Annotated in this window: 15 protein-coding genes; 10 read left to right on the top strand and 5 right to left on the bottom strand. The window is 40.5% G+C overall.

All coding sequences use genetic code 11. The annotated features are described in order from the left end of the window. Nucleotides 1-3: 3 nt before the first annotated feature. Nucleotides 4-876: a cysteine synthase CysM gene (gene cysM, locus B4Z47_RS10015; protein WP_070564735.1), complete on the top strand. Its 873-nt coding sequence runs from the start codon at nt 4-6 to the stop codon at nt 874-876. A gap of 76 nt (nt 877-952) precedes the next feature. On the opposite strand, the gene B4Z47_RS10010 is transcribed toward cysM, so the two are convergent. Next, entirely contained in the window at nt 953-1,312 is a 360-nt protein-coding gene (locus B4Z47_RS10010) for a bleomycin resistance protein (protein WP_046673907.1), read from the bottom strand. 242 nt (nt 1,313-1,554) lie between these two features. Here B4Z47_RS10010 and B4Z47_RS10005 point away from each other — a divergent pair, with 242 nt between their 5' ends. Then, nucleotides 1,555-2,529, top strand: coding sequence for a YeiH family protein (locus tag B4Z47_RS10005; protein ID WP_286727300.1), 975 nt, complete (start codon nt 1,555-1,557; stop codon nt 2,527-2,529). Here B4Z47_RS10005 and B4Z47_RS10000 read toward each other — a convergent pair. From B4Z47_RS10000 to B4Z47_RS09990, 3 genes are all read right to left on the bottom strand, one after another. Beyond that, on the bottom strand, nt 2,526-2,990 hold the full coding sequence (locus B4Z47_RS10000; protein WP_070564741.1) for a GNAT family N-acetyltransferase: 465 nt from the start codon (nt 2,988-2,990) through the stop codon (nt 2,526-2,528). The two genes, B4Z47_RS10005 and B4Z47_RS10000, sit on opposite strands and share 4 nt — an antisense overlap. Nucleotides 2,991-3,030: 40 nt before the next feature. Continuing rightward, the gene (locus tag B4Z47_RS09995) at nt 3,031-3,489 is read right to left on the bottom strand and encodes a MaoC family dehydratase (RefSeq protein ID WP_046673910.1); all 459 of its coding nucleotides are present in this window, start codon (nt 3,487-3,489) and stop codon (nt 3,031-3,033) included. Between the two features lie 158 nt (nt 3,490-3,647). After that, a complete protein-coding gene (locus B4Z47_RS09990; RefSeq protein WP_070564744.1) occupies nt 3,648-4,091 on the bottom strand; it encodes an SRPBCC domain-containing protein in 444 nt (147 codons plus the stop codon). Between the two features lie 179 nt (nt 4,092-4,270). Here B4Z47_RS09990 and B4Z47_RS09985 point away from each other — a divergent pair, with 179 nt between their 5' ends. The 8 genes from B4Z47_RS09985 (at nt 4,271) to B4Z47_RS09950 (ending at nt 10,560) form a co-directional block, all read left to right on the top strand. Next, the gene (locus B4Z47_RS09985; protein WP_046673912.1) at nt 4,271-5,077 is read left to right on the top strand and encodes an alpha/beta hydrolase; all 807 of its coding nucleotides are present in this window, start codon (nt 4,271-4,273) and stop codon (nt 5,075-5,077) included. A gap of 145 nt (nt 5,078-5,222) precedes the next feature. Continuing rightward, complete coding sequence (locus tag B4Z47_RS09980; protein WP_070564747.1) at nt 5,223-5,630, top strand: hypothetical protein; 408 nt, start codon at nt 5,223-5,225, stop codon at nt 5,628-5,630. Between the two features lie 175 nt (nt 5,631-5,805). Then, nucleotides 5,806-6,687 carry a DUF3347 domain-containing protein gene (locus tag B4Z47_RS09975; RefSeq protein WP_115049647.1) on the top strand — a complete coding sequence of 294 codons (882 nt, stop codon included), beginning with the start codon at nt 5,806-5,808 and terminating at the stop codon, nt 6,685-6,687. An 11-nt stretch (nt 6,688-6,698) separates the two neighbouring features. Then, nucleotides 6,699-7,130 (top strand): hypothetical protein, encoded by a 432-nt coding sequence (locus tag B4Z47_RS09970; protein WP_070564753.1) that lies wholly within the window; start codon nt 6,699-6,701, stop codon nt 7,128-7,130. Between the two features lie 12 nt (nt 7,131-7,142). Beyond that, entirely contained in the window at nt 7,143-7,415 is a 273-nt protein-coding gene (locus B4Z47_RS09965; protein WP_070564756.1) for a hypothetical protein, read from the top strand. Between the two features lie 8 nt (nt 7,416-7,423). Continuing rightward, nucleotides 7,424-7,804, top strand: a complete 381-nt coding sequence (locus B4Z47_RS09960) for a DUF3347 domain-containing protein (RefSeq protein WP_159332752.1) — start codon at nt 7,424-7,426, stop codon at nt 7,802-7,804. A gap of 4 nt (nt 7,805-7,808) precedes the next feature. Further along, entirely contained in the window at nt 7,809-8,273 is a 465-nt protein-coding gene (locus B4Z47_RS09955) for a DUF2231 domain-containing protein (RefSeq protein WP_070564762.1), read from the top strand. Nucleotides 8,274-8,325: 52 nt separating this feature from the next. Next, nucleotides 8,326-10,560: a multicopper oxidase family protein gene (locus tag B4Z47_RS09950; protein ID WP_313418319.1), complete on the top strand. Its 2,235-nt coding sequence runs from the start codon at nt 8,326-8,328 to the stop codon at nt 10,558-10,560. 478 nt (nt 10,561-11,038) lie between these two features. Here B4Z47_RS09950 and B4Z47_RS09945 read toward each other — a convergent pair whose 3' ends face one another. Beyond that, entirely contained in the window at nt 11,039-12,037 is a 999-nt protein-coding gene (locus B4Z47_RS09945) for a beta-ketoacyl-ACP synthase III (RefSeq protein ID WP_070564768.1), read from the bottom strand. Nucleotides 12,038-12,151 lie beyond the last annotated feature (114 nt).

Here is a 12,151-nt window from a genome sequence, read left to right as displayed (position 1 = left end):
ACCATGGGAAATATCATAGATACCATAGGAAATACACCCTTAGTCGAGATTACACAATTTCATACAAATCCCAAGGTGCGGATCTTTGCAAAAATGGAGGGTAATAATCCTGCGGGCTCGGTGAAAGATCGTGCAGCACTCAATATGATCCGTTCGGCGATGGAGCGGGGCGATATTACAAAAGATAGTAAATTGATCGAGGCAACGAGCGGTAATACGGGGATCGCACTTGCTATGATCGCCGGTATATATGGACTTAACCTCGAGCTTGTGATGCCAGCTTCTTCAACGCGGGAGCGAACACTTACGATGGAGGCTTACGGGGCGAAAGTTACTTTATTGGAATCCATGGAAATATGTCGCGATTATGCAGAAGAAAAGGCCGAAAAAGAAGGCTATTTTATATTGAATCAATTTGCAAATCCAGATAACTACGAAGCACATATCAAAACAACGGGACCTGAAATCTGGCGTGATACTGCGGGGAAGATTACACATTTTGTAAGCGCCATGGGGACTACGGGGACAATTATGGGAAATTCCATCTATTTGAAGGAAAAAAATGCAGCCATTCAGATCGTAGGCTGTCAGCCCACTCCTGAATCTTCCATACCAGGCATACGGCATTGGCCCGAAGCCTATCTGCCTAAGATTTTTGATCCAAGGAGGGTAGATCGCGTTATCGATATATCCCAACAGGAGGCAACAGCGCTTGCCCGGGAACTTGTTAAGCGTGAAGGTGTTTTTGCAGGAATGAGCACCGGCGGAGCTTTTGCAGGAGCACTTAAAATTGCAAATGAAATCGACGAAGGCCTTATTGTATTTATTGCCTGTGACCGAGGTGACCGCTATTTGAGTTCAGACCTTTTTGGCTAAGAACCCATACGAACAATACCAAGCCCACTATGGATCTTTGCTGATTTTTAGCAATCTTTAGTGGGCTTTTCGCTATTTAAGCATCGGCGCCAAAGGTGAGTAGATTGCTGTCGGGATCTAAAATCGAAAACTCCCGCTGACCCCAGGGCTTAATCTCAAGTTTGCCATTGGGGTGAATCTCAACGTGATTTTCTTGAAAAGACTGATACAGACAATCAATGTCGTCTGTGCGTATATAAACCATACCATAATTTTCTTCTGGTGGAAGTTCTTGGAATTCAAAAAAATGAATTTCAATATGGTCTTTTTTTAGCATCAGGTAACCTTCGTAATCGACTGCTCCACATAATGAAAATCCAAGTTTATGTAGATAAAAATCTTTTGTGATGGTTTTGTTGCGCATGGGCAGTTTGGGATGAATGGCTGTCAGTGTCATCGGTATATAATTATTAAGTCAAGTTTAATTCCTATGAATAACCTCGTTGAAATATAATCATTTCTCGTAATACTTTAATGTTCTAATGGGAAGGATTCTTTCATTTTAATAGCGTATCCTTTAATTATTTTGGTTAAAATGCAGTTGTCTGTTATAACCAATTGTTATGACTCATTTGTAATTGTGTCTTTTAAAATAATTGAGAGTTATTCAATTTTGTGCCAAATCAAAGCATCATTGTCATGGACAAAAAAATAAATACGACAATTCGTTATAAGCAGCTGCTCAATCGAAAGGTCTTCGTTCGGGAAATCATTTTTATACTCCTATTTGTATTATGTCTTACCCCCTTTGTGTCGGCCCCTCTTGCCTTACTTTTGGGTATTATTGTGGCGCAATGGATTGGCCATCCCTTTCTGGCAGTCAATCACAGGGCAACACAGATTTTGTTACAGATTTCTGTGGTTGGACTTGGATTTGGAATGAATATCGATACAGCTATCCAAACGGGTAAGCAGGGGTTTGTGTTAACCGTTATTTCTATTCTCGGAACATTATCATTGGGCTATCTATTGGGTAGGTTACTCAAGTTGGAAAAGGTGACCGCTTATTTGATTTCTGTTGGCACTGCCATTTGTGGAGGAAGTGCCATTGCTGCGGTTTCACCGACGATAAAAGCCAATGAAAAGCAAGTAAGTGTGGCTTTAGGGACCATATTTGTACTTAATGCCATTGCTTTATTTGTATTTCCTGTCGTCGGTCATTTGCTTGATCTCAGCCAGACGCAATTTGGTTTATGGTGTGCGGTTGCCATACAGGATACCAGTTCTGTCGTTGGTGCGGCAAGTAAGTACGGTAATGAAGCACTACAGGTTGCGACAACCGTAAAATTGACTAGAGCGTTATGGATTATTCCAATTGCCTGTTTAAGTGCTGTAGCATTCAAAACCAAAGGGACAAGAATTAAAATACCGTATTTTATTGGCCTCTTTGTATTGGCGGTTATCTTAACAAGTTATATCCCTTTTTTTCAGTATATAGGAGGCTATGTCGTTTCTATTTCAAAGATGGGGCTTACCTTAACGTTGTTTTTAATTGGAGCAAGTTTGTCGAGGGAGGTCTTGTTGGCAGTAGGTTTTAAAGCAATACTACAGGGGGTAGCGCTGTGGTTGGGATTATCAATACCAGTACTCATCTATATCTATTTTTGTCTCTAGGGATTTAACGTATACCGCAGCATAATCATATCTTTCAACAACTGGCCATTTTCATAAATAGGCAGCTCATAATTTTCAATGAAAAAATCTTTACGGATGGCGTATTTAAAAAAGCCATTTCGTTCATAAAAGCGAATTTGGGCCAGGCCACAATCTGCAGTACCTACAATCAGGTTCGGGTATTGCCGGTAGTTTTCCTTGATAAAATCAAGTAGTTGACTTCCGAGCCCCATACCTTGAAACTCGGGTGATACGGCAATGTTTTTAATTTCTAATGTCTCTGTATTGACCGGATACAAACAGAAAACAGCGATCGGTTTTACCGATTCATAGACAACATAAACCAGCGATTCATAGAGGTATTTGTCGATTGCATGAATGGTTTCGTCTGCCAAAAGCAACAAATCATAAGGATATTCCTTATGATTTGTAACAAGTTTTATTTGAAAGCTATTGCGCATGTATAAGAATTCGCTAATGGCCTATAGTCTAAGGTTGGAATTAATTGAAATGATATAAAAAGATGACATCACCCACATAAGCTGGTTTTGCACTGTCTTTGATTTTCAATGTAGCTTCGATGGTAACTTTGACAACCCCTCTCAAATTGACAACCGATTTTACTTGTGTATGGAGCTGTACAGCATTGTCAACCAAAACGGGTTGTGCAAAACGTAAGTTTTCAATCCCATAATTGATTTCCATTTTGACATTTCTTACTTCAGCAATTTGTTTCCATAAATAAGGAATGAGGGACAAGGTCAGATAGCCATGAGCAATAGTCGATTTGAAAGGACTATCAGTTTTGGCCTTTTCACTATCTAAATGAATCCATTGGTGGTCAAGGGTTGCATCCGCAAATTGATTAATTTGTTTTTGATCAATAACATGCCATTGGGATTCGCCTAATGATTTTCCTTCAAAGGCTTTGTACTCTTCATAATTGTTAATTATTGTCATATGTAATCTTTTTATCGCGTTTTGTTGGTATCGTTCTCCGCTTTCTATGAAGAAGGGGGAGACGAATTAGTGGCTAAATATAACTATACTTTTAAGAATCCTAAGCATATCCTTTATTTAAAAGATGATCGCATGAAAAGACAAGCTAAGCTCAATCGTCATTCATGCGATTGCCCGAGCTGTGTCGTTGCATAGGTGTTTTCAACGTAGGATCTGAAATTTTCGAGTATGGCCTGCCATCCATTACGTTGCATATCAATAGGATTTTCCGTTTCTGCATCAAAAATTATCGTGATATCCGTAGCAGACTTTTTTGCATTGAAGTTGATTTCAACATGACGACCATCAGGCATAACATAGGCTATTTTTTTAAAGGGTTCAAGCGCGGTATAGCTGCCTTCAAAATCAAAGCCCATAGATCCATCTTTTGCCTCCATTCGGTTTTTGAACTTTCCGCCAATACGTAAATCATTGATCGAACTTGTACAGTGCCAGTCATCTGAAGCATGATTCCATTGCATGATATCCTCGGCCGAGTTATAGGCATTCCAGATCGTTTCTACGCGTACGTTGATATGGGTTTCAATCTTTATCCGTTCCATATAATGTTATGATGTTTTCTAAGTTAATAACAGGAAAATTTGTGTTTTGTTATATCTGTTGCCGGATAATTATCAATATATAATAAAAAGTGTAAAGTTGAAACTTATTTTAACGCAACCAAATGGTTTTGATGGAGTTTTGTTAACTTTAAGCTATTTAATACTTAAATCCGATTTATATGTCTTCCAAATTGCTTGTTATCTTCTTTTTTCTGCTTTCACCGAGTTTGATGTTTGCGCAGCACTATAAAACGACAACCGACGTTGCCTATTGTAGACCAGATGAACCAGATTCTTATAAGAAAGAACGTTGTAAATTGGATATTTATATACCGACTGATCGTAAAAATTTTGCTACCATCGTATGGTTTCATGGCGGCGGACTAGAGGAGGGAAATAAATTTATTCCACTTGAACTTAAAGAAAAAGGTGTAGCGGTTATAGCAGTCAATTATCGGCTAAGCCCCAGAGCGAAAGCGCCGAGCTATATCGAAGATGCTGCTGAGGCTGTTGCATGGACATTTTCACATATTGCAAACTATGGCGGAGATCCCTCAAAAATTTATGTGTCGGGACATTCAGCAGGCGGATATTTGGCTTTAATGGTTGGTTTGGATAAGCATTACCTGCAAAAATTTGGTGTTGATGCAAATAATATAAAAGGGCTGGCACCGATTAGTGGGCAAACAAATACGCATTACACGATTAAAAAGGAACGTGGGCAATCCATGGTGATCCCCCAGATTGATCATTTTGCACCGCTTTCGTTCGCACGGAAAGATGCACCGCCAATTCTCCTGATCACTGGGGATCAACAATTGGAAATGGCGGCACGGTTTGAAGAAAACGCCCATTTGGCAGCGGTCTTAAAACAGGTAGGGCATACCAGAACCTCGTTGTATCAGCTACAGGGGTTTGATCATGGGGGAGTGTATGCGCCTGGTTGCCTGTTGATACTGAACTGGATCAAAGGACTCGAAAAGTAGTTTTTATGCGGCCAGGCCGAGAATCGGAAATACAGCAAATCAAAATATTATAAATAAAATAAAAAATATTACAATTGTACATTCGAAAATTCTACCGAAATTTATCTCCAAAGTAGCACATCTCTACTTTTCAAATTAATCCGTTATGTGGGCAAAACGTAATATCGTATTTATAATCTGTATGCTGGGGCTTTTCTTAGCACCGTATAGGTTATTTGCCTGCCACGAACCGTCCGAAAAGCCAAAACAGGAAGAAAAATCATGTTGCCTTGATGAAAGACAACAGGTAAAGGACGTCGAAACAGCAGATTGTTGTAAAGATGAAAGAGCTGAATCACCAAAATCAGATCATCATGCGGATGACTGTGGTAAACATTGTGGCGAAAAATCATGCCGTACCTCTTCTCTGCAATGTAATCCTATTGTTTCAGTGATCGAAGCTCAGCTTATTTTACCCTTATATGCTGATGCATCAAGCGCTTATGCGCGCTATAAACAGCCTTATTGCGCTGATGCCTATTTTTCCATTTGGCAGCCTCCTCAGATCGCCTAGTGTTAGACTGATAGCCCATGCTATGTCTTTTTGGATCGGTTTCTCTATCCAAAGCCCCGTTTTATTTTAGCTTATGAAAATCCCTTTGGATCTATCGGATTCAATACGCAAATACAGTAAATCGCTGTAGAAGGGTTTTTCGTCGGTATTCTTTTATATACTACATATGATAATCATGAGATTAATGTCATTACTTGGTTTGGTAATCCCTGTATTACTATCCACCCAACATACACATGCACAAATTAAAAATGCAAAGACAGCGACTGTAAAGATTTTTGGAAATACACCGGCTGTTAAAACGATCATTGAAAAAGAAGGTCGGGACGGACAATTTGCGAAAGTTGACTGGAATCAGGCAACCAAACTGGCGGTTGTTACCTACGACTCGTCAAAAACAAGCGCGGATGAGGTTCTTAAGCGCATTGCATTGGCAGGGTTCGACAATGAAAAATTTCTGGCTCCAGATGATGCTTATGTCCAATTGGCAAAAGCTGAACAATATGAACGAGTCCTAAAACCAGCATTAAAAAATGATACTGAACAGCAGGTCGATCATACGAATCATCGTCAGGGCGTACAAACAACAATTCAGCCTTCGGTGAACTCAAAAGCAGCGGATGAAAAGACCGCATTTGCACTGTTGGCAAGTTCTTACTTTGCGCTAAAGGATGCATTGGTGAAGACAGATGCGGTGGCGGCAGCGGCTCATGCCGAGGCATTTCAAGCAGCAGTCAAAGCTGTCGATATGAATAAACTTGGCCACGATGAACATACCGTATGGATGAAGGTGATGAATAAGCTGGCAAGCGATGCGACAGGTATAACTAAAAATAAAGATATTGCTAAGCAACGTGTGGCTTTTGCATCTCTTTCAAATGCGTTGTATGAGCTGCTGAAGGTGAGTAAATTGGACGGACCTATTTATTATCAGCATTGCCCTATGTTTAGTGAAGGCAAGGGAGCGCATTGGCTAAGTAAGGAGAATGCCGTGAAAAACCCATTCTTTGGAGCGCAAATGATTAGTTGTGGAAGTACAGTAGAAACGTTAAACTAATCGCCTGTGTTATGAATTATTTCCTAGCGATCCTATCGGTTGTTGTATTGTCTTTAACGGCCTGTAGCGGTTCACAAACAAATACCAAAGCTGAAGATCAAATAGCTTCGACTGATCCGGCGATCAGTTTGCCTGTACCGTCAGTTCAATATAAATTGGGTGATCTCGTCCCTACAGCACAAGTTTGCATGGTGAATGATGCTTTTATGGGGAAAAAACAATTGCTGGTCAGGCACGAGGGTAAGGATTATTATGGTTGCTGTGAAATGTGTAAAAAGCGCATACCGCAAGAAGCTGCGGTACGTGTAGCCATCGATCCTTTTTCAAAAAAAGAAGTGGATAAGGCGACGGCTTCCATTGCAATTACCGGCGATCAAGGGGAAGTTTCCTATTTTGAAAACGAAACAAACTATCGAAATTATATTAAAAATCTAAACCTATAAATACACGTAATTATGAAAAAGTTTATGCTAATTGTGGCGATCGCATTGATATTCGTTGCATGCAACAATTCAACATCGAAAAATACACATGCAGATCATACGGTCCCTGTTGCTGCGGATACCGCAACGACGAATGTCGACAAAAGCAAAGGCGATAGCGCTTTGACTAAAGAGGCTGCCAGAGTAAATAATACAGCTGCAAAAATAGAACCATCGGCGGGGAAAGTTGATGTAACAGCAGCTAGCAATCCTTTGCAGGCTTATACAGCGCCTATTTCGCGCTGAAAGATGCATTGGTTAAGGATAATGGCGCGGCTGCACAGACAGCAGCGAAAGGAATACAGGCTGCCATTGCAAAACTTAATAACGAGCAATTAGATGCTGTTCAAGGAAAACTTTGGAAGGAATACCAACGGAAATTGGCTTTCGACGCAGAGCATATTGCTGGGATTACGGAAAATGAACATCAGCGAGAGCACTTTGTGACCCTTTCCAAAAATATGTATGTGTTGATGAAATCTGTCAAACCTGAAGCTCCAGTCTATTATCAGCATTGTCCGATGTATCGTGATGGAAAAGGAGCCAATTGGTTGAGTACACAAAAGAAAATTGAAAATCCTTATTTAGGTCAATCAATGGCCACCTGTGGATCTATCGTAGAAACAATACATTAATACAATGAAAAGCTTATTCGAAGGACTGCCCAGCTTACACCCGCTATTGGTACATTTTCCGATTGTGCTCTTGCTGATGGCCTTGATTAGTCATATAGGTGCCTTATTGTTAAAAAAACATCGACGTCCTTTCACTGTGCTGACTTTCGGATTGTTATTACTGGGAACACTTGGAGCTCTTGCTGCAATTCAGACCGCAACCCATATTTCAGGCGATGCAGATGAAAAGGCCCTCGCGGTTTTTGAGATCCATCAACGTTTTGCCTGGATCAACTTTTGGATTGCAAGTAGCACTACAGTCCTGAATTTTCTTGGATTGCGAAAAGATACAAGTGCTTGGATAAACTATTTGATATTGATTTTGTTGATCAGTTTATCGGTGACACTATTTATCACGGGGCATCATGGTGCTAGATTGGTCTACCAATATGGCGTAGGACCGATGGGAAATGGAATACTAATGAATTAAATGAATGAACATGTATAAAAAGAGTAATATATTAACGGTTGTCTTACTATTGATGACACAACTGACAGTGCTGGCCCAGAAGGTGGTTCGTCATGACCTTTATGTACGGGATACCATTGTCAATTATGCCGGCAAATCAAAACGGGCAATAGCTGTAAACGGACAGATTCCAATGCCGACCCTGACTTTTACTGAAGGGGATACGGCGGAAATTGTTGTTCACAATGAGTTAAAGGAAAGTACTTCGCTGCACTGGCACGGTATTTTTCTGCCGAACAAAGAAGACGGTGTGCCACACCTGACGCAGGAACCTATAAAGCCGAATTCGACTTATACCTATCGTTTTCCGATAATTCAACACGGTACACATTGGTATCACTCGCATTCGGGCCTCCAGGAACAGATCGGTATGTATGGTAGCCTTATTCTCAACAAGCGTGCAGATGATAAGACTTTCCGAAAAGGAATTGATGATTTACCCACGATTCCGGTCATATTAAGTGAATGGACAAATTATAACCCCGATAACATTCAGCGAATGCTACACACGGCCAACGATTGGGCCGCGATAAAAAAAGGGTCTACACAATCGTACGTCGAAGCAATTAAAGAAGGGAAGTTTAAGACGAAAGTCACGAATGAATGGAAACGTCAGCTGGCGATGGATGTCAGTGATGTCTATTATGATAAGGTGTTGATGAACGGGGCTCATTCCACAGATTTAAAGTCGGTGAATGGTAAAGCTCTGAAAGCAGGAGATAAAGTGCGTTTACGAATTTCCAATGGCGGTGCTTCGTCTTATTTTTGGCTGCGCTATGCAGGTGGCAAAATTACCGTTGTTGCCAATGATGGGAATGATGTGGTTCCGGTGGAGGTCGATCGATTAATGATTGCGGTATCGGAGACTTATGATGTCGTTGTAACCATACCAAATGAAGGTACAGCTTACGAATTCATGGCAACAACAGAAGATCGAACACAATCTGCCAGTTATTTTGTCGGAAATGGTATTAAACAATTGATTTCCCCGCTTCCCCGCCTTAAATATTTTGAGGGCATGAAGATGATGAACGATATGATGAAGATGAATGGTGATCTCAATGATATGGGCATGAAGATGAGCCTGAACCAGATGGATATGAATGTGGTAATGTATCCCGAAATTACAGGTGATGGAAAGAAAAAAGAAGATCACAGTAAACATAGCGGTATGAATCATGGACAAATGAACATGGACGAAGATCCCAATCGTTATAATGCCAATGCATTGGGCGATATTGTCACGCTCAACTATGCGATGCTGGAGTCTCCCCAGGCGACTGAACTACCTAAAGAAGCGCCGATACGAGATCTCAAATTTACCCTGACGGGAAATATGAGCCGTTATGTATGGAGCATGGACAATAAAATTCTTTCTGAAACGGATAAGATACCTGTAAAAAAGGGCGAGGTATTGCGCATTACCATCTATAATAACTCAATGATGCGTCATCCAATACATCTGCATGGCTTTGACTTTAGATTGTTAAATGGAAAAGGATCAAAAGCGCCGTTGAAAAATGTGGTGGATATCATGCCCATGGAGACGGATACGATCGAATTCTTAGCGAATGAAGAAGGAGACTGGTTTTTTCATTGCCATATCCTGTATCATATGATGGCGGGGATGAACCGCGTTTTTGCTGTGGACGATTATAAAAATCCCTATCTTCCAGATAAAGCTAAAGCCTATAAGGAGTTGCAGATGGAAAGTAATATGACTCATTTCATGGCGCAAAATGATTTCGCTACCAATGGAAATGACGGTCAGGCAATGTTTCAGAATGCACGCTGGCAGCTTGGTTCAGAATGGCGTTTGGGGTATAATGATATGCACGGTTATGAAGTGGAAACCCACTTGGGTAGATACTTTGGGAAGATGCAATGGTTTATGCCATTTGTCGGTTTTGATTATCGTTATCGTCGAATGGGTGAGGATGAACATGAGAAAAATATTTTTGGACAGGCCAATAAAAAAGATAGTCGCAAAGCTTTAAGTCTGGGTTTTATGTATACTTTACCCATGTTGGTCAATTTTCAGGCAGAGGTGTATCACGATGGAATTGTGCGATTGCAGCTTATGCGTGAGGATATCCCGATCGCTAGAAGGATCCGTGGCGATTTTATGGTCAACTCAGACCTTGAATATATGGCTGGACTAAATTATGTCATCACCAAAAATATGGCTTTTAGAACACATTATGATAGCGATATGGGCTTTGGTGTGGGCTTGTCATTAAATTATTAAAAACGAGATTTTATATTGGATTTTTAAAGGGGGCTTTGCATCGCAAAGCCCCTTTTTTTTGTGCTATAAAAAGAGTGGATAAGTGGCGTACTGTTTATGAAATAATCCTGATTTTATTGGTAGATTATTGGGAGATAAATCGGACTTTAGCCGCGTTCATCCGAATGAGGTCCCTATAAGGTCCGAATAAGGTCCCTATAAACTCCCTATTATTGAATATAAAAATAACTTGTTATGTAAGCCTTGTCTACAATGTATTTTCATGTTTTGCCCTTCGGGTTATCGCTAGCTTAGTGCTTTCCCCGCTAGCGTATTCCTTTCTCCGCTACTCTGCCTATAAAAGGAAGATAGATCAATTCTTATTGGGGGATGGCGAATCTGGTTTTGGTAGATGGAAAGAAAGAAAAACGCCAGAAAAGGTTTATTCCTGGCGTTTTATACTAGTGTGAATTTTATGACGACTAAAGTTTTTGATCGCTTAAATCATCCATTTAAATATGCTGGCTCCCCAAGAGAAACCTGCACCAAAGGCGGTTAACATGACTAAATCACCGGTATTTAATTTTTTAATATTCTGCCAGATACACAACGGGATCGTGGCAGCAATGGTATTTCCTAGGTATTCGATATTACTTAATGCTCTGTCTTCTGGTATATTCAGACTACGCCCAACGGCATCAATGATGCGCTGATTAGCCTGATGTGGAATTAACCAGTTGATATCTTCAATCTGTAGGTTGTTGCGTTGTAAAACCGTATTACAGGCGTCGCTCATAGACTGAACAGCATGTCTAAATACAGTTTTGCCATCTTGTTTCAGGAATCTGTTGTCGTTGACAGGAAGATTCCTGTCGATTGGATACAAAGAACCGCCGGCTTCGATTTTTAAGAATTCTTTTCCCGCGCCATTGCTACATAGATAGGCATCCATAATTCCACCTTCCAAAGATGGCTCAAGCCATATCACACCAGCGCCATCACCAAAAAGAATATTGGTCGAACGATCTTTTAAATCGACATAAGTACTGATGTTGTCAGCACCGACTACGAGTACATTTTTATAACGGCCTGTCTCAACGAGAGCTGAAGCCATGTCTAAGGCATATAAAAACCCAGAGCAAGCAGCGTTGACATCAAAAGCCCAAACATTGGTAAGACCTAATTTTTCTAAAATGATATTTGCTGTTGCCGGCATTGGCATATCGGGTGTAGAAGTCGCTACAATTAGCGCATCTACATCGTTCAGATTTTTATGATATTGTGTTGCCAAATCTTGTATAGCTTTTACAGCCATGTCTGATGTGGCAAGATTTTCTTCTAAAATTCTCCGCTCCTTAATACCTGTACGTTTGATAATCCATTCATCGGATGTATCGCAAAACTGCTCCAAATCTGTATTTGATCTCTTATTCGGTGGAATATATCCGCCAACACCAGTAATTGCTGCATACGGCCTGCTGGGTATTCTCTCAGTCATAAATTAATGTACTCTATTCTCTCTCTTATTATAGCTATCCTATTAGGAATGACTCGTGTGTTTTTTGCGCCGTAAAACTACGGTTAATTTATGCGATTAATAAGCGAAAAAAAT

The organism is Sphingobacterium sp. UBA2610, assembly GCF_002339225.1.
Taxonomy (GTDB): Bacteria; Bacteroidota; Bacteroidia; order Sphingobacteriales; family Sphingobacteriaceae; genus Sphingobacterium; species Sphingobacterium multivorum.
This window is presented reverse-complemented; position numbering and strand designations above follow the sequence as displayed.